The 22,074-nt window shown below is 34.2% G+C and carries 26 protein-coding genes and 1 pseudogene; 25 read left to right on the top strand and 2 right to left on the bottom strand.

The genetic code is table 11. The annotated features are described in order from the left end of the window. The first annotated feature begins 12 nt into the window (after positions 1-12). The 19 genes from OTJ99_RS06975 (at position 13) to aroB (ending at position 17,471) form a co-directional block, all read left to right on the top strand. Positions 13-795, top strand: a complete 783-nt coding sequence (locus tag OTJ99_RS06975; protein ID WP_045164724.1) for an NAD(+)/NADH kinase — start codon at positions 13-15, stop codon at positions 793-795. Positions 796-823: 28 nt separating this feature from the next. After that, entirely contained in the window at positions 824-1,282 is a 459-nt protein-coding gene (locus tag OTJ99_RS06970) for an arginine repressor (protein WP_045164725.1), read from the top strand. A gap of 5 nt (positions 1,283-1,287) precedes the next feature. Next, the gene (gene recN, locus OTJ99_RS06965) at positions 1,288-2,943 is read left to right on the top strand and encodes a DNA repair protein RecN (protein WP_045164726.1); all 1,656 of its coding nucleotides are present in this window, start codon (positions 1,288-1,290) and stop codon (positions 2,941-2,943) included. Between the two features lie 76 nt (positions 2,944-3,019). After that, positions 3,020-4,261, top strand: coding sequence for a SpoIVB peptidase (gene spoIVB / locus OTJ99_RS06960; protein WP_045165516.1), 1,242 nt, complete (start codon positions 3,020-3,022; stop codon positions 4,259-4,261). 81 nt (positions 4,262-4,342) lie between these two features. Further along, a complete protein-coding gene (gene spo0A, locus OTJ99_RS06955) occupies positions 4,343-5,146 on the top strand; it encodes a sporulation transcription factor Spo0A (RefSeq protein ID WP_045164727.1) in 804 nt (267 codons plus the stop codon). Between the two features lie 68 nt (positions 5,147-5,214). Beyond that, on the top strand, positions 5,215-5,787 hold the full coding sequence (locus tag OTJ99_RS06950) for an oligosaccharide flippase family protein (RefSeq protein ID WP_235374568.1): 573 nt from the start codon (positions 5,215-5,217) through the stop codon (positions 5,785-5,787). 188 nt (positions 5,788-5,975) lie between these two features. Beyond that, complete coding sequence (locus tag OTJ99_RS06945; RefSeq protein ID WP_269015320.1) at positions 5,976-6,719, top strand: MATE family efflux transporter; 744 nt, start codon at positions 5,976-5,978, stop codon at positions 6,717-6,719. A gap of 9 nt (positions 6,720-6,728) precedes the next feature. Then, positions 6,729-7,511, top strand: a complete 783-nt coding sequence (gene proC / locus OTJ99_RS06940) for a pyrroline-5-carboxylate reductase (RefSeq protein ID WP_045164728.1) — start codon at positions 6,729-6,731, stop codon at positions 7,509-7,511. A gap of 14 nt (positions 7,512-7,525) precedes the next feature. Beyond that, on the top strand, positions 7,526-7,963 hold the full coding sequence (gene rnhA / locus OTJ99_RS06935; protein ID WP_045164729.1) for a ribonuclease HI: 438 nt from the start codon (positions 7,526-7,528) through the stop codon (positions 7,961-7,963). A 28-nt stretch (positions 7,964-7,991) separates the two neighbouring features. Then, on the top strand, positions 7,992-9,044 hold the full coding sequence (locus tag OTJ99_RS06930; protein ID WP_045164730.1) for a DUF3866 family protein: 1,053 nt from the start codon (positions 7,992-7,994) through the stop codon (positions 9,042-9,044). 9 nt (positions 9,045-9,053) lie between these two features. Continuing rightward, a complete protein-coding gene (locus OTJ99_RS06925) occupies positions 9,054-9,605 on the top strand; it encodes an NUDIX domain-containing protein (protein ID WP_045164731.1) in 552 nt (183 codons plus the stop codon). After that, the gene (locus OTJ99_RS06920) at positions 9,602-10,753 is read left to right on the top strand and encodes an endonuclease Q family protein (RefSeq protein WP_045164732.1); all 1,152 of its coding nucleotides are present in this window, start codon (positions 9,602-9,604) and stop codon (positions 10,751-10,753) included. The genes OTJ99_RS06925 and OTJ99_RS06920 overlap by 4 nt, the downstream gene beginning before the upstream one ends. A gap of 16 nt (positions 10,754-10,769) precedes the next feature. Next, on the top strand, positions 10,770-11,471 hold the full coding sequence (locus tag OTJ99_RS06915) for a YggS family pyridoxal phosphate-dependent enzyme (protein WP_045164733.1): 702 nt from the start codon (positions 10,770-10,772) through the stop codon (positions 11,469-11,471). A gap of 13 nt (positions 11,472-11,484) precedes the next feature. Beyond that, the gene (locus OTJ99_RS06910) at positions 11,485-11,922 is read left to right on the top strand and encodes a cell division protein SepF (protein ID WP_045165517.1); all 438 of its coding nucleotides are present in this window, start codon (positions 11,485-11,487) and stop codon (positions 11,920-11,922) included. Positions 11,923-11,953: 31 nt separating this feature from the next. After that, positions 11,954-12,229 (top strand): YggT family protein, encoded by a 276-nt coding sequence (locus OTJ99_RS06905; RefSeq protein WP_045164734.1) that lies wholly within the window; start codon positions 11,954-11,956, stop codon positions 12,227-12,229. Between the two features lie 37 nt (positions 12,230-12,266). After that, the gene (locus OTJ99_RS06900; RefSeq protein WP_052671459.1) at positions 12,267-13,037 is read left to right on the top strand and encodes a YlmH family RNA-binding protein; all 771 of its coding nucleotides are present in this window, start codon (positions 12,267-12,269) and stop codon (positions 13,035-13,037) included. 27 nt (positions 13,038-13,064) lie between these two features. After that, on the top strand, positions 13,065-13,526 hold the full coding sequence (locus tag OTJ99_RS06895) for a DivIVA domain-containing protein (RefSeq protein WP_045164735.1): 462 nt from the start codon (positions 13,065-13,067) through the stop codon (positions 13,524-13,526). Between the two features lie 27 nt (positions 13,527-13,553). Next, entirely contained in the window at positions 13,554-16,316 is a 2,763-nt protein-coding gene (gene ileS / locus OTJ99_RS06890) for an isoleucine--tRNA ligase (protein WP_045164736.1), read from the top strand. Between the two features lie 66 nt (positions 16,317-16,382). After that, a complete protein-coding gene (gene aroB, locus OTJ99_RS06885; protein ID WP_045164737.1) occupies positions 16,383-17,471 on the top strand; it encodes a 3-dehydroquinate synthase in 1,089 nt (362 codons plus the stop codon). A gap of 90 nt (positions 17,472-17,561) precedes the next feature. Here aroB and mtnA read toward each other — a convergent pair whose 3' ends face one another. Both mtnA and OTJ99_RS06875 read right to left on the bottom strand, forming a co-directional pair. Beyond that, positions 17,562-18,587 (bottom strand): S-methyl-5-thioribose-1-phosphate isomerase, encoded by a 1,026-nt coding sequence (gene mtnA, locus OTJ99_RS06880; RefSeq protein WP_045164738.1) that lies wholly within the window; start codon positions 18,585-18,587, stop codon positions 17,562-17,564. 8 nt (positions 18,588-18,595) lie between these two features. Then, positions 18,596-19,369, bottom strand: a complete 774-nt coding sequence (locus OTJ99_RS06875; protein ID WP_045164739.1) for an S-methyl-5'-thioadenosine phosphorylase — start codon at positions 19,367-19,369, stop codon at positions 18,596-18,598. 89 nt (positions 19,370-19,458) lie between these two features. On the opposite strand from OTJ99_RS06875, the gene OTJ99_RS06870 reads away from it, so the two are divergent. From OTJ99_RS06870 to OTJ99_RS06845, 6 genes and pseudogenes are all read left to right on the top strand, one after another. Further along, entirely contained in the window at positions 19,459-19,710 is a 252-nt protein-coding gene (locus OTJ99_RS06870; protein WP_269015319.1) for a DUF5665 domain-containing protein, read from the top strand. Positions 19,711-19,777: 67 nt separating this feature from the next. Continuing rightward, a complete protein-coding gene (locus OTJ99_RS06860) occupies positions 19,778-20,071 on the top strand; it encodes a TraR/DksA C4-type zinc finger protein (protein ID WP_235374570.1) in 294 nt (97 codons plus the stop codon). After that, a pseudogene (locus tag OTJ99_RS12520) lies at positions 20,072-20,134 on the top strand (TraR/DksA C4-type zinc finger protein); the annotation flags it as partial. Positions 20,135-20,188: 54 nt separating this feature from the next. Further along, a complete protein-coding gene (locus OTJ99_RS06855) occupies positions 20,189-20,401 on the top strand; it encodes a hypothetical protein (protein ID WP_235374571.1) in 213 nt (70 codons plus the stop codon). A gap of 98 nt (positions 20,402-20,499) precedes the next feature. Then, positions 20,500-20,958, top strand: coding sequence for a signal peptidase II (lspA, locus tag OTJ99_RS06850; protein WP_052671460.1), 459 nt, complete (start codon positions 20,500-20,502; stop codon positions 20,956-20,958). Further along, positions 20,955-21,857 carry an RluA family pseudouridine synthase gene (locus OTJ99_RS06845; RefSeq protein ID WP_045165520.1) on the top strand — a complete coding sequence of 301 codons (903 nt, stop codon included), beginning with the start codon at positions 20,955-20,957 and terminating at the stop codon, positions 21,855-21,857. Before lspA ends, OTJ99_RS06845 begins: the two co-directional genes overlap by 4 nt. Positions 21,858-22,074 lie beyond the last annotated feature (217 nt).

Below are 22,074 nucleotides of genomic sequence, written 5' to 3'. Positions count from 1 at the left end.
AAAAATATACAAATGGTTGTAGGAATATTTGTAAATTTTCAAAAAGAACATAGCAAACAGATTTTAGATCAAATCGTAAATGTGCTTGAAAATGAAAATGTAGGTTGTATACTTGTAAATGAGGAAAATAAATACAGTATAAAAGTTGATTTTTTAGTAACAATTGGTGGTGACGGAACTCTTCTTAATGTGGTTGAGAAGGCCGTCAAGGAAAATCTTCCTGTACTTGGAATAAATTGTGGTCGTGTTGGATACCTGACAGAAGAGGTGGCTACTAACTTTCATTCTGCCATTAAAAAGATAGTTGACAATGACTATTTTATTGAAGAGAGACATATTATTGAAGCACATTTTAAAGGGAAAGTTTTCTATGCATTGAATGATGTATGTTTAGTGAGAAGCACGTTTAATATTGTAGATCTGAGTCTTTTTATAGATAATGTATTTGCCAAAGAGTACAGGAGCGATGGGATTATTATCTCAACTGCAACAGGTTCCACTGCATACTCTCTCTCAGCAGGTGGACCAATAGTGGAACCACAGTTAGGGGTGATGGTTGTCACCCCTATTTGTCCCCATTCCTTGAGTTCCAGAAGTTTGGTGTTGGGTGATACAAGAACAGTAAAGATAAAAAGTCAATCTGATGAAATTCTAATGGTAAATGATGGACGGATTGTAGATATGCTAAGGGAAGGCGAATATATTGAGTGCAAGATTTCATCAAAAAAGCTAAAACTCGTGAGACTCAAGAAGAAGAACTTTTACGAGGTACTAAGAGAAAAGATTAGAGAGTAATCAAAAGTGTGAGGTGTGAATTTGTAAAATGAAATCTGAAAGACAACAAAAGATTTTAGAGATAATTCAAAGTGAAGATATAGAAACTCAGGAAGAGCTTGTTGAGAGGCTGAGAGAATTAGGTTATGACGTCACACAAGCAACGGTCTCAAGAGATATAAAAGAGTTAAGACTTACAAAAGTATTAACAGAAACAGGTAAATACAAATATGCAGTATTATCCGGACCTGAGGCAAACATTACCGAAAAATTAATCAAAGTGTTTTCTGAGTCGATTATAAAATACGACACAGCTGATAATCTTGTCATAATAAAGACAATAACTGGTGCTGCACAGGGTGCTGCCGCTGCAATTGATTCATTGAACTGGCCAGAGGTCATAGGAACTATAGCTGGAGATGATACCATTTTTATTGCTACAAAAGGAAGCAGTGCTGCTGAGAAGATTGTTGAGAGGATAAAAGCTATTTTGAATCAAGGTGATTAATTATCATGTTAAAAAGATTATACATTGAGAACATTGCTATAATTGATAAGCTGGAAATAGAATTTGAAAAAGGTTTGAGTATACTAACAGGCGAAACTGGAGCTGGCAAATCAATAATAATAGATTCTCTTTCTTTGCTTTTAGGTACAAAGGCTAAAAAAGATATTATTCGAACAAATTCTACAAAAGCTTTGGTTTCAGCAGTTTTTGATATTGAGAAGGAAAGTACTGTAAATTTTATAAATTCAAGGGGTATTGAACTTGAAGATGGACAGCTGATTGTATCACGTGAAATATATTCAAATGGAAAAAGTGTTTGCAAAATAAATGGGCAATTTGTAACCTTGTCTAGTTTGAGGGAGATAACAACACATATTTTTGAAATTCATGGGCAGAATGAAACTCATCTATTAAACGACAAAAAAATTCAGCTTATGTACATAGATAGGTTTTGTGGGAAAGATGTTGAGGATCTGAAAAGAGAATACAAAAAGCTTTTTAATGAGTATCAAGAAAAAGGTAAAATGCTAAGAGAACTTATTGAGAACGAAGAAGAAAAAGAAAGAAGGTTAGATATCTTAAATTACCAAATAAGTGAAATTGAAAGTGTTTCTCCACGTGTTGGAGAAGATATTGAACTTGAAAAGAAAAGAGAAATTGTTCAGAATTTTTCTAAATTAAAATACAACACAGAAAAAATAATGCACATTATTAACAAAAACCTTATGGAATACTTGGAAGTATGTATAAAACTTGCAAATGAGAATGCAAAATTTGATCAAGACTTCAATCAACTCGCTGAGAGACTAAATAGTGTATATTACGAAATTGAAGATATATTGTTTGCTATTTCAAAAAAGTTTGATTCTTACACAGTTGATGAACATGAAATAGACAAAATAATTGACAGGCTTGATAAAATAAACAGACTGAAGAAAAAGTACGGAGGAAGTATTGAACAAGTATTGAAATTTAAGGAAGAGTTAATTAGACAAAAAATAGCAATTGAAAAAAATAGTGAGATAGTAGAGGAATTAAAAGTTAATTTGTCAAAGATAGGGGAAAGACTTTTGTTTTTGGCAAATGAGATTTCAAATTTGCGAAAAGACGCTGCAAGGGAATTTGAAAAAAAGGTATTAGAAGTGTTAGAACAACTTGAAATGAAAAACGTGAACTTCAGGGTGTCATTTATGCAAAGTGATTTATATGAAGAGGGAATTGACGAGGTAGAGTTTTTAATCTCAACAAATGTTGGGCAAGAATTAAAAAGTTTAAGCAGTATTGCCTCAGGTGGAGAGCTTTCAAGAATAATGCTTGCCATAAAATCTATCATGGCCGAAAAAGATGACATTTTGCTGTTGATTTTTGATGAGATAGACAGTGGACTCAGCGGAGTTGCGGCAACCAAGCTTGCAAGACTTTTAAAGGACCTTTCTAAAAAACATCAAGTTATCTGTATCACACACCTACCTCAGGTTGCAGCAGCTGCAGATAACCATTTTTATGTGTACAAAGAGGTCAAAGACAACTCAACAGTTTCAAATGCAAAAAGATTAGATGAAAATGAATCGCTCAAAGAAATTGCACGAATGTTTTCAGGTGAGAACATCACTGAAAGTTCAATTCTTCATGCAAAACAACTAAAAGCTCAGTTTGTATGAAAAATATTCGGAATATATCAAGAAAGAATGGAGAGGATATTTTAATAGAATTTTGATTTTAAACGGTGTCCAACAAGTGAAAAAAATAGTGGTTGCTGTTCTTCTTTTTTATCTACTCCTTACTTCTTTGTTTTTCTTATATTTAGTAATTACTCCTGATTATTTAACATATTACAAATCAGATAGGTGTATAACTTTAAAAACTCCTGTCTTTGTGGATATTACTTTCACAAACAGTAGTGCGATAAAAACAACTAAAAATCATTTGTTGTTTAAAACAAACACAATTTATCTAAAAAGCAGACCAATTTCTTTTGTCTGCGAGCTTAAAGTAGGAGGCATTCCTCTCAAAACGGTAAAGATATCCATAATAGAGCCAAAAAGTTTAAGTGTTATAGGAAAATTTGTTGGTATTAAGCTAATGACGAATGGAATATTAGTAATAGGGTACTCTTATGTATATCCAGAAAATTCAAAATCTAAGATTCCTGCAAGAGAAGCAGGGATCCAAATTGGCAACAAGATAATATGTGCAAGTGGTCAGAAGCTAAGAGATTGTGAACAACAACTATTTAGAATCATAAACTCATCTCATGGTAAACCAATTGAGCCTTTAGTTAAAAGAAAAGAGCATACCAAAAAAGTTAAGATAAAGCCTCTTTTGAGTAGTGAAGGGGTTTATAAAATAGGACTTTGGGTAAGAGACGGAACAAGTGGTATAGGTACCCCTACATTTGTTGACAAGAGGAAAAAGATATTTGCTGCCCTTGGACACGGAATTTCAGATATTGATACAAATATACTTCTTGATTTGAAAGAGGGTCAAATTTATAAGGCATATGTAATCGATATAAAAAAGAATAAATATCAAGAAATTGGTGAAGTTATAGTAAAGATTGATGAAAACTCAGTTGTTGGTGATATTCTAATTAATAGCCCGTTTGGTGTGTACGGAATGCTGGAAGATAAAAGCTTTTTGAAGTATGGAACTGATTATAAGATTGCAAGAATACAAGATGTTCATGTGGGTGACGCCTATATTATAACAGATGTTTCGAATAGTGATAAAAAATTTAAGGTGAAAATAGAAAAAATATTGCCTCTTTATAGAAATTCTACAAAGGCATTTGTAATTAAAATTACTGACAAAAGGCTTTTGAAAATCACACGGGGAATTGTGCAAGGTATGAGTGGAGCTCCAATTATTCAAGATAACAAACTGGTTGGTGCCGTTACACATGTGTTCTTGAATGAACCAAATAAAGGTTATGGTGTTTTTATCGAAAACATGATAAATATGACAAATAAAATAAGGTAAATTTGTAGAATATTGCTAAAAGGATGTTTTCTTCAACTGTTGAATTTTTATGTATATAATAAAATAAAATGAGGGAGAAGTATGGATAAGCTCAAAGTTGTCATTGCCGACGACAACAGACAATTCAATATGCTTCTTACAGAGGTTTTCAATTCTCAGCCAGACTTTATAGTTGTGGGAAATTCTTATGATGGTGTTGAGACATTGAAAGTAGTAGAGGAGTTAAAACCTGACCTTTTAATGCTTGACATAATTATGCCATACTTAGATGGAATTGGAGTTATTGAAAGTTTATCCACAAAAGAAACCAGACCAAATATAATTGTAATCTCCGCAGTTGGGCAGGAAAATATATCTCAAAAGGCTGTTAACATGGGTGCGTTGTATTACTTTGTTAAGCCTTTTGATTTGAATGTGATGATAGAAAGAGTAAGACAACTTGTATCAAACCTTCCCTCTAAAAAAGAGTTACAAGATGGTATGGCCATCCAAACATCTACAAAAAAGAACACCAATGAAGTTGATTTAGAAACCGAAGTGTCAGAAATTTTGAAAGAGGTTGGGATTCCTGCGCACGTAAGAGGCTACCAGTTTTTAAGAGATGCAATTATTGCTGCAACTTTGGATGCTGATCTAATAAATGCTATCACTAAGGCATTATATCCCTTGATTGCTGAGAAGTATAATACAACACCCACAAGGGTTGAAAGAGCTATAAGACATGCTATTGAGATTTCATCGACGAGAGGTAAGGTAGATACTCTCTACAAATACTTCGGCTATTCAACTTCACAGGATAAAGGAAAACCCACTAATGCTGAGTTCATCGCCATGATAAGTGACAGACTGCGACTTAAACTCAAAAAAACTTCTCAGTCAAAGTAAAGAAGGTTTTTAAAGAAGAAGATTATACATAAACTTATTAATAAGACTAAAAATTTTTTGAGAACTAAATGCAAAAAGGATTGATATATTCTGCTGCTATCTTAGCAATAGGTTCAATATTTGCAAAGTTTTTGGGTGTTTTCTTAAAAGTACTGCTTATAAATATAGTTGGAGATTATGAGATAGGGTTGTATCAACTGCCTTATCCCATTTATACTACTATCCTGACATTTAGCATGACAGGTTTTTCTTTAGCTGTTGCAAAACTTATTTCAATTTATCATACAGAAAAAGATTACAAAAATGCTGAGTTTGCTTTTCACTTGAGTTTGATTTTAATAACAATCTTATCGTTTATATTTACTCTAAAGATGATAGAAATTTTTAAATGGCCTCAAGAAGCTTTACTTCCATATTTAGCTTTGGTACCTGCGCTTTTTGTTGTGTCTGTTCAGTCAGCTTACAGAGGTTATTTCAACGGAATAAAAAAGATGTACATAACCTCTATATCACAGATAATAGAATCTATAGGCCGTGTTGGATTTGGCCTTGGGCTATGTATCACTTTTCTTCCAAGAGGTATTCCTCTGTCCATTGCAGGTGCCCTTTTAGGTGCAAGTTTAGTGCTCTGGCCTCGTTGATATTTCTTTCTTTTGTTTTTAAAAAAGAAAGAAGAACTTTTGGAAGTCCAATTCCAAAGTTTACATTGAAAGTGAGTTTACCAATAGCAAAAAGAATAATTATCCTTACATTTTATTTTTCTTTTTCCTCAATTTTGATGTCTGTTATATCAATCACAGATTCACTCTTTTTCCCATATTTTATGGACATGAGACATTATCCGGACAGGCTTACGTCTAAGCTTTTTGGTATTTTTTCTGGAAAAGTAATGACGTTAATCCACGTACCGCTTACATTTAGTCTCTCAATGGCGGTAAGTATTATCTCATATATATCATCAGCTAAAACATTACCAGAAAAGAAACAAATAACTTCTAAAGGTTTAGATTATATGTTTTTAGTAAATATCCCTTGCACTGCAGCCTTCGTCTTTTTTCCAGAGACTATTATCAATTTAGTATTTTTCAACACTCCAACAGGGAGTGAGATTTTAAAACACTCAGCGCCTCTTGCTCTGGTAGTCTCGCTTGTACAGTTTTCTACCTCTGTACTTCAGGGGCTTGGCAAATTTTTGGTACCTGTCAAAAGCTTACTTGTTGCTATTCCGATAAAGATTGTATGTATGTTTGTCTTTATCGTAGTATACAATTTGAACATTGACGGTTGTATTTTGGCGAACTTAATATGTTATACAGTAACTTTTGTAATGAATTTTTTAGAGCTGAGAAACCAAGTTATAAACATTTTAAATCTTAATAAACTGTTTTACATTGGGGTTTCAAGTGTTATAATGGTTATTACAGGAAGGCTAATACTTAATATGTTGACAGGATACTCTTTTGTGTTACAAGGAAGCATTCTTATAGTTTGCTGTATAGCAGTTTATGCAGTCTTTCTTTCTATCTTTGGAGTGGTTAAACTTTCTACTATAAAACAACTTATTATGAGGTGATTTTTTAAGATGAAGATAGGACTAATTGGCTGTGGCAATATGGCAAATTCAATTGTATATTCAATAACAAAAAATCAAAAGTATCAGATATTCTGCTATGATGTTGATACTCTGAAGGCAGAGAAGTTTAAAAAACTTTATGGAGTAGCTGTACTTATGAGCGAAAATGAAGTTGTTTTAAGCTGTGATATAATAATAATTGCGGTAAAGCCGAAAGACATATTCAATGTACTGAGCAAAATAAAAAACGAGGTGGATGATAAGATTATTGTATCCATTGCAGCAGGAATCTCAATTGACAAGATGAAAGATGTAATTGGAAACAAAAAGATTGTAAGGGTCATGCCAAACATAAATATAAGCGTTGAAGAAGGTATCTTGGGCATGTGTTTTTCAGAAAGCATTTTAGATGATGAAAAAGAAAAAATAAGAGAACTTTTTGAGAGCATGGGCAGCGTCATAGTAGTAGATGAAAAATTTATGGATGCAATAACAGCACTCTTTGGGAGTGGGCCCGCATTTGTCGCGCATTTTATTGAAAGTTATATAGATGCAGCAGTAAAGCTTGGTTTTTCTAAACAAGAAAGCTATGAGCTTGTTTTAAAACTTTTTTATGGTACGGTGGTTAACATGAAAAATAATATGTTAACTACACACCAAATAAAGGATATGGTTACATCACCAGGTGGTACTACTATTGAGGGGCTTGTGGAATTTGAAAGAAGGGCTTTGAAGGGTGCTATTATTGATGGAATTGTCAAAGCTTATGAAAGGTCTAAAAGTATATTATAGGTGTGAGAAGAGATATGAAGGAAGTTTTGATATACACAGACGGAGCATGCAGTAAAAATCCCGGACCTGGTGGATGGTGTGCCATACTGATTTACAAAGGTATTAAAAAGGTGCTAAAAGGTTCTGAAGAAAATACTACCAACAATAGGATGGAGCTCAAGGCCATAATTGAGGGATTAAAGGCCCTCAAAGAACCTTGCAAAGTGACAGTTTATACTGACTCTGCGTATGTTGTAAATGCTATTAACCAAAATTGGATTGAAAAGTGGCAGAAGAACAATTGGAGAACTTCAGTGAAGGAAAAGGTAAAAAACATTGATCTGTGGAAAGAACTGATTGATCTTCTTAAAATACACAATGTAAAGTTTGAAAAAGTAAAAGGACACAGCTCAGATGAATTGAATAACCTTTGCGATGAGATTGCAAGAAGCATGATCAAAGAGATCGAGTGATTTTACAAAAAAGGGGAAGGTAAAAAGGGTGTTTGAGTTAAAAAAAGGAATTGTAAAAAGAGAGTGTGAAGTTACAAAGGGCTATCAGGTGGTTGAGGTCGAATACGAGGACAAAGATGTATCTCTTGCAGTAAACTTTTTGGATATAAACAAAAAGGTAACTGTGGGACAAGAGGTTTTAGTGAACATAACGGCAAGAAAGTTAAAACTTGGGAGTGGAGGGTATGATTATATCCTTCCTACTAATTCGTTTTGTAATCATTCTAAAGGTCATATTATGAAACTCAGGTATACTCCTTTGCAATTTTCAGTGCTGACAGAAGAGGAAAAAAATCCAGAGCTTTTCAATAGAATACCTAACTTTAATGATTTGATTATTGTAGTATGTGAGCTTCACAGTATGCTGATGCCAATTTGTCTTTATCTTAAGGAGTGTGACAGGAACATAAGGATTTCTGTAATAATAAATGATTGGGGAATGCTAAATGCAAAACTTTCACATAACTTATCTTTTTTAAAAGAAAATCATTTTGTCGATTATGTAATATCATGCCAAGAAGCATTCAATGGAGACTTTGAGTGTATAAACGAAATAAACTCCCTTATATTTTCCAAAAGTTTAGATGCTCAAGTAACAATAATATCACCACTTCCCGGGATTGTTGGTACAGGAACAAAGTTTGGATTTAGTGCGTACAAAGCTGTAAATGTAATTGAAGATATATCAAGGTTTGGTGGTAAAGTTGTTTTTCCTATAAGAGTTTCTAAAAGTGAAGAAAGAGAAAGGCATAAATTCGTAAGTCATCATTCTCTTACAATCCTAAGTTATGTGAATTCATCTGTCGAGATTCCAATCTATCAATTTGAGGACAAAATTTTCTATACTCAGGTTTTTAAAATTTTAAATAACTACAGAACAAAACACATATTAATACCTATAGACAGAATAGACGATAATATAGTTGAAAAATACAAACTTTTGCTAAAAACAATGGGAAGAGGGTTTGAAGAAGACAGCGAATACTTTTTACAGCTTTTTGCAACAGCAGAGTATATTCTAAAAAAATTACGAAGGAGATGAAATAGCAAAATGGACCTCTATGAAAAAACTATAGAGTCTCAGACCATTTACGATGGTTCGTTTATTAGCTTAAAGGTGGACAAGGTTTTACTTCCAGATGGGAGAACTTCTCAGAGAGCAATTGTTCTTCATTCAGGTGCAGCAGTTATTGTTCCAGTTGATGATGAAGAGAATGTCATTTTGGTAAAGCAATTTAGAAAACCAATTGAAAAGGTTATAATAGAGCTCCCCGCGGGAAAACTTGACAAAGGTGAAGAGCCACTTGAGTGTGCAAAAAGAGAACTTGAAGAAGAGACAGGTTATAGTGCAAAAGAGTTTGTAAAACTTACAGAAATATATACTACTCCCGGATTTTCAAATGAGGTTATACATGTTTATTTAGCAAGAAGGCTTACTCAGGGCAGTTCACACACAGACCTTGATGAATTTGTTGAAATTTTTAAAGTTAGTTTAGATGACGCTGTGAAAATGGTTAAAAATGGTGAAATTAAAGATGCAAAGACAATAATTGGCCTGCTTCTTGCAAAGATGTATTTAGAGGAGCATGGATACAAGAAATGAGAGTCTATGCCGACCTTCATGTGCATGTAGGTTTTTCAAATGGAAGGTACATAAAAATACCATCTTCTAAAGAGCTCACAATAGAGAATATTTTAAAAATATCAAAAAACGAAAAGGGTTTAAATGTAATTGGAATTGTCGATTTTTTGTGCGATGATGTACTTTCTGAAGTAGAAACTCTTATTGATTGTGGCAGAATATCATTGAAGGATAATAACTTGTATTTCGAAGATATTTTAATCATTCCTGCGGCTGAAATCGAGCTAAGATATAATCAAGAAGATTTTCATTGTCTCATTTTTTTCGAAAGTATTGATAAGCTAATCAGTTTCAAAAAACAAAATAAAAGGTATTTTAACCAACTTAATTTTAGCTGCCCTGTTTTTAAAGGAAATATTGAAGATTTTGAAAAGATTGCAAAGGATTTTAATCTTTTTGTTGTACCAGCCCATGCATTTACACCTTATAAAGGTTTTTATTCAGCAGCCTTTGCAATTGAAGAGGTTTTCAAAAAACTTGAAATTTATACAATTGAGCTTGGTCTTTCAGCAGACTCCTATATGGTAAAAGATGCTTTTGACATACAAGGAAGGACTCTTTTGTCAAACTCTGATGCACATTCTTTAAGAAACATCGCAAGAGAATTTAATGAAATTGAGGTTCTAAAACTCACTGCAGATATGGTGTTAAAAAGTATAAAAGAAAACAAGGTGATTGCAAACTATGGTATAAATCCGAGGCTTGGCAAATATCACAAATCATATTGTAAAAGTTGCAATCTTTCGTTTAACATTGAGAAGAGGCAACCTATTTGCCCCTTTTGTGGAAGGACCAATATAGTGGTGGGTGTTGAAGATAGAATCTCAATGCTTAAGAAGATTAAGGGTAACAATAAAAAACCGCCATATTTTTATACATTCCCATTTGAGTTGGTTGAAGGATTTGGAGAAAAGACAAGAGAAAAGATAATTGAGATTTTCAAAACAGAAATAAACTTTGTAAAAGCTTTAAATAATGACCAAAGTTATAAAGATCTTAAATTCCTTGTTAGCAATAATATTTGGGAAAAGTTAAACCGCTATATCAAAGGACAATATAGTGTAAAATTTGGTGCAGGTGGTTATTTTGGAAAGATTAGATTTGAATGAAAATGGGTGAGAGCTCATGATAGATGCTGAAAAATTAAAGAAAAACATTGAAGAGATTCAAGAGAGGATTGAAAAAGCTTGTTTGCGAAGTGGAAGAAACCCAAGCGAAGTAAAACTACTTGGTGCAACAAAGGGTGTGGATATCGATACAATTAGACTTGCAAATGAGCTTGGTGTAAAGGTTTTTGGTGAAAATCGCGTTCAGGAATTTTTGCCAAAGTACAACCAACTTCCACATTTGGAGTGGCACTTTATTGGAAGGCTTCAGACAAACAAAATTAAGTATATTTACGATAAAGTTTTGCTAATTCATTCCATAGAAAAAGTAGAACAGATTCAAGAATTAGAAAAAAGATGTTCAAAAGTAGGTAAAAATATAGATGTTTTGATAGAAGTAAACATAGGTGGTGAGCCTTCAAAAGGAGGGGTTTTACCGGACAATGTTGAAGGGCTGATAGAGAAGATTTGTGAGTGCAAGTATGTTAATTTAAAGGGCTTTATGACAATTCCTCCAATTGAGAAGGATGAAAAAAAGCTGAGGCAGTATTTTAGAAGGATGAAAGAAATCTTTGAAAATTATAAAAAATTAAATTATAATAATGTTAAAATTGAAGTGTTGTCAATGGGCATGAGCAACGACTTTGAAGTGGCAATCGAAGAGGGTGCCACTTTGGTTAGGATAGGAACAAAACTATTTGGTGAAAGACCAAAAACTTAAGGAGGTTTTGGTTATGTTTGATAACCTTCAAAGAAAGATTTTAAATCTAATTGGCATTGAGATTGAAGATGAGGACAAGCCACAGGAGAGTACAAAATCAAGAGAAGAAAGTGTAAAACCAAAGCACGAAACACCGAAAGTTGTGACAATAGGAAAGGCCAATCAGACAGAGGTTACAGTTTATAACCTTAAACTTTTTGATGAAGTTGTAAAGGTTTGCGATGCGTTGAGAGAAAACAAGATTGTTGTATTTAACTTAGAGCAAGTGGCAGAAGAGCATATCCAAAGAATAATAGACTTTGTAAGCGGGGCAGTATATGTTCTTGATGCAAAGATTCACAAAGTGAGCAAGAAGATATTTGTCGTTGTTCCGAGGAGCATTGATTTAGAGGTAGACGAGCAGTTAAAGGAAGAATTTAGAGCAAAAGGAGTATTTGCTTGGTTGAAGTAGGAATATATTACTTGATGTTTGGAGGATTTAGATGTTAAGATTAATATTTGGTCTTGTCGATAAAGCCATTGCATTCGTTGAGTTTTGTATTGTTTTAGATGCACTTTTATCCTGGGTGATTCATGACCCTTATAACAAGTACAGAAGAGTACTTGGTATAATTGTAAATCCTATACTTGACCCTATAAGGGCAGTTTCTCTAAGATACATCAGAACAGGGTTTATTGACTTTTCGCCTCTGATTGCAATAATTTTACTTGAGATTGTAAGAAAACTGTTGTGGGTAATTTATGCAATATTAGTATAACACGACACATCAATCTAGATGGAGTTGTACAAATAAAATGTATTACATTCCTGAAGAAAACAAGTTTGAAATTCTAAAGGTTAAAAATTTGTTGGAAAGGCGTTATGGAAATATCGAATACTCAGATTTTCTTTCTCCTTTTGCACAAAAGTACGTTATTGACGTTATTTTAAAAGATAAAAACAGACGCCCATTTTATCAAACATGGGGCGGGTACGAAGAGAGTGAGAGAAAGGTTTTAGCAATCTTTAGCGACAGCATCATAGAAGGGATGGACTTTTCTCATTTTCCAATTGACGTAATCTTGGTCGATTCAGATACAATACTTTCTCACAGGCAGATTTTAGGAACATTTATAGGCCAAGGACTCAAGCGTGACAAGATTGGAGATATATTGGTAAAAGAACACAAGGCCTTAGTTTTTGTAAAAAAAGAAGTGAGTCTTTTTATAACTACACATATAGACAAAATAGGAAGGGATAAGGTGAAAATAGAGATTGTTAACAAGGATGAGTTAGATATCTCACAATTTATGCAAAATAGTGGCAAGAGAATTGTCTGTAGTGTTCCTTCTATGAGAGTGGATGCAATTGTCAGCCACGGTTTCGGAATTTCAAGGGAAGAGGCAAGTGATCTAGTGAGGCAGTTTAAAGTTGCTGTGAACTGGGTGTATATTGATAAGCCCTCGCATGAGGTCAAAGAAGGTGATTTGATTTCTGTAAGACGTCATGGTAGATTAAAGGTAGAGAAGGTATTGACAACTACAAAAAAGGGAAGAATTAGTATTGAGCTTTTGAGGTTTTCATAATTCTGTATTTGTGGAGGTAAAACTTTTATGTTAACTCCTCAAGACATTGAGTCCAAAACTTTCAAAAGGGTGTATATAGGCGGTTATAGTGTTGAAGAGGTGGAAGAGTTTTTAGAGCAAGTATTAAAAGATTATGAAGCACTGTACAAAGAGAATTTGGAACTCAAAGACAAGATTGCTTTACTTAACGAAAATATTCAAAATTACAAGGCAATTGAAGAGACCTTACAAAACACTTTAATTGTTGCTCAGTCGACGGCGGAGGAGATAAAGAAGGTTGCTTATCAAAAGGCAGAAGCTATAATAAAAGAAGCTGAAATGAAAGCATCAAAAATGATTGAAGAGGCAAATAGCAAGGTTTTGCAAATCACTTATGAATATGGCGAACTCAAAAAAAGATATCAGCTTTTTTTGAACAAATTTAGGAATTTACTTCAAACAGAGCTCAGTGCACTTGAAATGGTAGATAAAGAACTACAAAATGACTAATTATTTTGCAGGGGGATGAAACATAAGATGGACTGGAGTCAAACATTGAACTTACCAAAGACTGATTTCCCAATGAGAGCAAATCTTGCACAACGTGAACCTGAGTTTTTGAAGTTTTGGGAAGAAAGACGAATTTTTGAAAAGATGCTAAAGAAAAATAAAGGTGTAAAAAAATTTATACTTCATGACGGACCACCTTATGCAAATGGGGATATTCATTTGGGGCATGCTCTTAACAAAGTGTTAAAAGATATTGTGAACAAGTACAAGGCACTACGAGGGTATTACACACCTTATATCCCTGGTTGGGATACTCACGGACTTCCCATTGAACAGCAGGTTATAAAACAGCTTGGGGTCAATAGACATGAAATTGATGCTATAGAATTTAGAAAGAAGTGTAAGGAATTTGCACTAAATTACATTGACATCCAAAGAAATCAGTTCAAACGCCTCGGTGTGTTTGGCGAGTGGGAAAATCCTTATATGACATTAGACCCTAAATTTGAAGCAAGGCAGATTCGTGTTTTTGGCGAAATGGCAAAAAAAGGATATATTTATAAAGGACTAAAACCTGTTTATTGGTGTCCGTCATGTGAGACTGCTTTGGCAGAGGCAGAGATAGAGTATCAGGAAGACAAGACATATTCAATCTACGTTAAATTTGAGGTAATAAATGACAAAGGATTGTTTACCAACTTAAATTTAGGAGGCAAAAAGGTTTATATTGTAATTTGGACAACTACTACTTGGACACTTCCGGGCAACTTAGCAATTGCACTCAACGCTGATTTTGATTACAGCTTGATTGACGTTGGAAAAGAAATCTTGATCATGGCAACAGGGCTTGTTGAAAGAGTGATGAAGACAAACAAGATTGAAGACTATAAAGAAATTGCAAGGTTCAAAGGCAAAGAGTTAGAATACGTAGAATGCAAACACCCATTTTTAGACAGAACATCTCTTGTAATCTTGGGTGAGCATGTGACTTTGGAGGCAGGAACTGGCTGTGTTCACACAGCGCCAGGACATGGTGAAGAGGACTTCGAGGTCTGTCAGAGGTATAATATTCCTGTAATTGTGCCGGTTGATAATAAAGGATATTTGACACAAGAGGCTGGAAAGTTTGCAGGGCTGTTTTATGAAGACTCAAACAAAGAAATAGCAAAAGAATTAGAATCTTCGGGACATCTTTTAGGTGTTGAGAAGATAACTCACCAATACCCGCACTGCTGGAGATGTAAAAATCCTGTTATATTCAGAGCAACAGAACAGTGGTTTGCTTCAGTCAAAGGTTTTAGAGAAGAAGCTTTAAAAGCTGTAGATAGCGTCAAATGGGTTCCCGAGTGGGGAAGAGATAGAATATATAATATGATTGCAGACAGGCAAGATTGGTGTATCTCAAGGCAGAGAATTTGGGGCGTGCCGATTCCAATATTTTACTGCAAAAACTGTAGAAAAGAGCTTATAACAGATGAGACTATAGATCATATTGCAAAAATATTTGAAAGAGAGGGTTCTGATGCGTGGTTTTCTAAGGATGTAAAAGAACTTTTGCCAAAAGGTATAAAATGTCCAAGCTGTGGCTGTGAGGAGTTTGAAAAAGAAACTGACATCATGGACGTTTGGTTTGACTCAGGTTCTTCTCATGCATATGTTCTTGAGAGTCGAGAAGATTTAGAGTGGCCATGCGATATGTACTTAGAAGGAAATGACCAGTACAGAGGGTGGTTCCAGTCATCACTTTTGACTGCTGTTGCAACAAAGGGAAGGGCTCCATACAAGATTGTTTTGACACACGGTTTTGTAGTTGATGGTGAAGGAAAGAAGATGTCAAAGTCAGAAGGAAATGTAATTTCACCACTTGATATAATAGGTGAGTTTGGTGCTGATATATTAAGGCTTTGGTGTGTGTCTGCTGACTACACGACAGATATGAGAATTTCAAAGGAGATTATAAAACAGCTAACAGAAATCTACAGAAAAATTAGAAACACAGCAAGATTTCTGCTTGGCAACCTGTATGATTTTGATCCAGCTACCGACAAAGTTCCTTATGAGAATTTGAAAGAGATTGACAGATGGGCATTGCAAAGACTAAATCTTTTAGTTGACAAGGTCACCAAAGCATATGAAGAGTATGACTACAATCAGGTGTACCACTTGATTCATAATTTCTGTGTAGTTGACATGAGCAATCTGTATTTGGATATAAATAAAGATAGACTCTATGCATCAAAAAGTACTTCAATTGACAGAAGGTCTGCCCAAACAGTTATGTATGAAATACTTGTAACTTTGACAAAATTAATTGCGCCAATTTTATCCTTCACAGCAGAAGAGGTATGGCAGTTTATGAAATATAAAGAAAACGATGCTGAGTCAGTGTTCTTAACAGACTGGCCAAAGGTAAATGAAGAAATTCTCAATGATGGGAAACTGAAAGCAAAATGGGAAAAGATTATTGATATCAAAGACATTGTTGCAAAGCAGTTAGAGATTGCAAGAAATGGAAAACTTATTGGGAGTTCTCTGGATGCAAAGGTAAGAATTCTTGCAAAGGGAGATCAAAAGAAGTTCTTAGAGGAAAACAAAGACATTTTAGAAGAAGTGCTTATAGTATCCCAGCTTGAGATTGCTGAAGGTACCCAAGATGAAATAAAGGTTGAAGTTTATAAAGCAGATGGTGCAAAATGTGAAAGATGTTGGAAGTATAGTCCAATGGTAGGTGCCAATTCTGAAAATCTTGCTGTATGTCCAAGGTGTTATGAAGTTGTGTCAGCAAAGTAAAATAAGATAAGCCGGGTATAAGACCGGCTTATCTTTTAATTATTTTTATGAAAAAGGGTGGATAGCATGGAAAAGAAGGTTACCTTAAGTTTAAAAACATCTGAAAAAGATATTCCTATTTTTTTGGCAGAAGAGCTTTCAAAAATAACCGAGTATATCAATCTTTGTAAATATTCAGATCTTGTAATCTTTACAGATGAGGGCATTTATAACCTTTATAAAGAATTTATAGAGAGTTTTAAAACTCCTTACGTGTATATTTTCAAAAACGGAGAAGAATCAAAATCGATAGAATCATATCTCAGTGCCATAGACTACCTTTTAGAAAACAATATTGACAGAAAAGCGCTACTCGTTGCAATTGGTGGTGGGGTTGTTGGCGATGTTTCTGGATTTATTGCCTCTACATACAAACGAGGTATAAGACTGATAAATATTCCTACCACGCTACTTGCCATGGTCGATAGTAGCATTGGAGGAAAAACAGGGATAAATTTTAAATTGTACAAAAATCAAATTGGCACATTTTATCAGCCAGAGATGATTATCATCTGCCGGGAATTTTTAAAAACCTTGCCAAGGCTTGAGCTAATATCAGGCATTGGTGAAGTAATAAAATATGGTTATACCCTAAATAAGGAGATTTTACAGCTCGTCTTTGATGGAAGTAAAAGTCTGGATGAAATTTTCCAAAATGAAGTTTTAATGCATGAGCTTATTTTGAAATCTGTTAAGTGCAAGGTTTCAGTAGTAGAAAAAGATGAAAAAGAAAGCTTTTTAAGAGAAGTTTTAAACTTTGGCCACACAGTAGGTCATGCTTTTGAGTCGTATTACAATTTTTATTATCCACATGGGATTTTTGTTGTTTTCGGTATGATAGCTGAGATGATACTTTCCCATTTGCTTTTTGGTTTTGATTTTTCATATGTTAATAAGTTGTTTGAAATAATTGTCAAGCGAAATTTTCTTTCACTTCCAAAGGACTTTGATATAAATGACATTATTTCAATTATGAAATATGACAAAAAAAATATAAAAGACAAAATAAGAATGGTTTTGCTAACGGACGTGGAGAAGTATCAATTGGGCATTGAAGTAGAGGAAGATGTTATTAAAGAAGGACTAAGTATTTTCAGAAGGTTAACTTTCTCTTAAAATATAGAGAAAATTAAATATTGAAAACAAAACGGGGCAAAAGGTTAGTAAGACTTTTTTATGCCCCGTTTTATTAGTTATCTTCTTCTATCAATCCTTTAGTTTTAAGATATTCTGTTTAAAAGGCGGATACACAATTCCCTTTTCAGTAATTATTGCTGTAATGTTTTCAGCTGGAGTCACATCAAAGGCAGGGTTGAAGACATTTGAGGTGTCTGGCACAATCTTCTGACCGTTAAAGATTCTTACCTCATCTTCATCTCTTTCTTCAATAGGTATTTCATCCCCTGAAGAAATACTAAAATCAATTGTTGAAGTTGGTGCTGCAATGTAAAATGGAATTCCATGATGTTTTGCTAAAACAGACAAAGAATATGTTCCAATCTTGTTAGCAGTATCACCATTTAGAGCAATTCTATCAGCTCCAACTATAACACAGTCAACCTTGCCTAATTTCATCAAATACCCTGCCATGTTATCACAAATGACAGTGTTAGGAATACCATCTTCAGAAAGCTCAAAAGCAGTAAGCCTTGCACCTTGCAGGTAAGGGCGTGTTTCATCAACATATACATGGACATTTTTGCCTGAGAAGTGAGCTTCACGGATAACGCCTAAGGCTGTTCCATATCCTCCTGTTGCCAATGCCCCAGCATTGCAATGAGTCAGTATATTAGAATTTTCCTTTATCAACTGGTTCCCGTATTCGGCAATCTTTCTGTTTATATTTTTATCTTCTGATTCTATCTTTTTGGCTTCATTTAGAAGTTGTTTGTAAATTTCTATTTTATCCATATCTTTTATCCTTTCAAAAGTACTTTTCATTCTGTCAAGTGCCCAGAAAAGATTTACAGCAGTGGGTCTTGATTTTGAAAGATGGACAATTACATCGTGAATTTTATCTTTTTCAAGATTCTTCTCAATTATCTCCTTAAAACCTAAAACAACACCATATGCAGCAACAATTCCAATCAAAGGTGCTCCTCTTATTATCATATCTTTTATTGCAGTATAGGTATCTTGATATGTTTTGCAAACCACATATTCTTTTTGAAACGGAAGTTTCCTTTGGTCAAGTACAATTAGTCTATCGTTTACAAATTCAAAGTGTTTCATCTTTCTTCTTACTCCTCACAAATATAGTCTACATCGATTTTTTCAATCATCTTGTAAATGAGTTTTTTTACCTTGTCATTGTTTTCTCTAAAGACTCTGTAAACTTCTTCTTCAGTCACAGGTTTTATATCATCTCTACCTTCAAGACCCGCATCATAATCAGTAATTAACGAGATGTTGACATAGCAAATCCCAAACTCCTTTGCAAGAATTACTTCAGGATACTGTGTCATATTGATAACATCCCAGCCCATGCTTGAAAACCATCTGCTCTCAGCTGTTGTTGAAAACCTTGGACCTTGTATCACAACCACAGTTCCTCTTTCGTGTACAGTAATTCCAAGCTCTTTTGCAGACTCAATTGCAATCTTTCGCAAGTATTCACAGTAAGGCTTGGCAGCAGATATATGTCTTACCTCAGGTCCTTCAAAAAAGGTGTCCTTTCTTCCCCATGTCCTGTCAACAAACTGGTCACATACAACAAAGTCGCCCGGTTTTATCTCAGGTTTAAGACTTCCTGATGCAGTTGGTCCAATTATTTTTTTTACTCCAAGCATCTTCATTGCGTATATATTTGCCCTGTAAGGAATTAGATGAGGAGGATACTGATGATTCTTGCCATGGCGTGGTAGAAAAGCAACCTTCTTGCCTGCAATCTCTATCAGTGAAATCTTGTCACTTGGCTTTCCATAAGGAGTTTCAAGTTCTATCTCCTCAACACCATCCTCAAGCGAGTAAAAACCTGAACCGCCAAATACACCTATATCAGCTTTGTATTCCATTTTTCTTCCCTCCAATACAGCTTATACATTACCAAAAAAATTATATAAATAAAAAAGAGTAAAATCAACAAAATAATCAGTAGAAGAAGGTGAAGAAAGTGTACAAGGATGACCTTGAGAAAAAACTTCAAGACTTCATTCTTCAACTTGAAAGGATGAACCTTAATTACTATGTAGAATACTTGAAAAATCCAAAAAAAATTATCTGGCAAAACTTTTTATCGGGTGTTGCAAGGGGATTTGGCACAGCTTTCAGCTTTTCAATTTTAGGTGCACTACTTATATATTTTAAACTCTGTTGTAAAATACAACTTGCCAGTGATTGGAAGATACATTGCTGAGATTTTAAAATTTGTAAAGTTTTATATGAGATAAACTCTTAAATAAAAAAAGGGAGGTAATACCAAAATGACTCATGGAGAGCTTGAAAGATTTAAAACGTTGCTTCTTCAAAAGAAGGCTGAATATGAGAAAATGCTAAAAACAAGCAAAGACAACCAAGTTGGCAATTTCAGTTCTTTTTATTCAAACGAGCTTTCAAACTATGATAATCATCCAGCTGACATGGCATCTGATCTGTATGAGGCAGAAAAGAGTTTGAGCATGGAGGCTTCTGCCAAGCGAAAACTCTATCTTATAAATAAAGCACTTGAAAAGATTGAAAAGGGAATATATGGAATCTGCATCTCATGTAAAAGATAAATTCCTTCAGAAAGACTTGAGGTAATTCCCTATACAGAGTTTTGTGTAGAGTGTAAAAAGAAGCTTGAAAAAACCGAAAACTACAAAACTAATGCAAGACCAATTGAGGAAAAGGCAATGAGAAAGCCATTTAATGATAAGTTTGTCAGCACTAAAGAAGAAGAACATGAAGGGTTAGATATATGGAGTATATTTGAAACCCATTCAAGCAGCAATGGTCCTCAGGATAATATGGAGACAAATTCAAAGAGTTATTATAAAAGGATAAATGAGATTGATGATATGGTAGAAGAGGTTGATAAACTTCAAACCAAGACAACAAGAAAATGATTGGGAAATAGTAAAATTTTGTCTTCTTCTAAAGCTTATATTTTGCTATACTAAAGAAAGATGCTATTTGCGCTTTGAAGTATAGGAGAGGTTTTTCTTTGGTTTACTGGATTATTATTATGTTAACTTTTTTAGCAGATCAACTCGCAAAATTTTTAATTGAAAAATACTTTCCATTAGGGTATTCTAAAGAGATGTTAAAACATTTATTGTGGGTGACATATGTTCAAAACACAGGTGGAGCTTTTTCAATACTTGAGGGGAAACAATTTATCTTCATTTTAGTTTCAATCATTTTAATTATTAGCTTGTTTTGGTTACTCATCTTTAAAAAATTGTCTAACCAAACCAAATTGTCAATAGCGCTTATTTTGGGCGGCGCTTTGGGGAATCTCTTTGATAGAATTTTCAGGGGGTATGTTGTCGACTTTATTGACATAAAAGTAATACCTGTGTTCAATATAGCGGACATGTGCATAACAGTTGGGGTTTTTGTTTTAGCATTAGAATTGCTAAAAGAAGGGAGAGGAGAGTTATTGCAGAGGAAAGGTATCTGACAGTTGAGGAGTTTGAAGGAAGGGTGGATGTATTTTTAGCAAAGGCACTTGATAAAACAAGAAATTTTGTCCAAAAGATAATAGAAGATGGAAATGTATGGGTAAACCAAAAACAAATAGTAAAGGCTTCTCATAAGGTCAAGAGTGGAGACTTAATAAAGGTAGTGATACCTGATCCAGTGCAAGTAAATTTGACCCCTCAAGATATTGAGATTGATATAGTATACGAAGATGAACACTTAGCAGTTATAAACAAACTTCGAGGGATGGTTGTTCATCCTGGTGCTGGAAACTATGATAGCACGCTTGTTAATGCGCTTTTGTATAAGTTTGAAGGAAAACTAAGCAGCATAAATGGTGTTATAAGACCAGGTATTGTTCACAGGCTTGACAAGGATACCTCAGGTCTTTTGATTGTTGCAAAGACAAACGAAGCACATATAAAGCTTTCTGAAGCGCTTAAAAATCACGAGATTAAAAGAGTTTACTTTGCAATCTGTGAAGGTGTATTTAAAGAAGACAGCGGGATAATAAACGCACCGATTGGCAGACATCCTGTAAACAGATTAAAAATGGCAGTTGTGCCAAAGGGAAAAGAAGCAATAACATATTTTGAGGTTCTCGAAAGATTTGACAAATACACTTTTGTAAAGCTACGATTAAAAACAGGAAGAACACACCAAATAAGAGTTCATATGTCTTATATAGGTTATCCTGTTCTTGGAGACAATCTATACGGTAGAGCAAAGAATGAATTTGGAGTAGAAGGTCAGCTGCTTCATGCAGGTGAGATAGAATTTGTTCATCCAATTGAAAACAAACTTATGCACTTCAAAGCTGAACTTCCTGAATATTTTTCAAATATTCTTGAGACATTGAGACTTCGTACCCTAAAATAGGTGACAATGGAATATAAAAACATAGACAAACTGTACATTTTGGTGTTATAATATCCTAAAATCAAAGATAAGAAAATTAAATATCGAGAAAAGTGCAAGACCTTTAAGCTGGCCCTGTGAGGCGGCAAGGTTGGAGAAAAAAGTGGGATAAGTGTGTCAAAAAAGCTTCTTGCCAATTCACAGGCAGGAAGCTTTTTTTATGAATTTGGAGGTGAAA

The sequence above is a fragment of the Caldicellulosiruptor naganoensis genome, from assembly GCF_026914285.1.
Lineage (GTDB): Bacteria > Bacillota > Thermoanaerobacteria > Caldicellulosiruptorales > Caldicellulosiruptoraceae > Caldicellulosiruptor > Caldicellulosiruptor naganoensis.
Note: the sequence above shows the minus strand (reverse complement) of the source record. Positions and strands in the feature narration are given on the sequence as shown.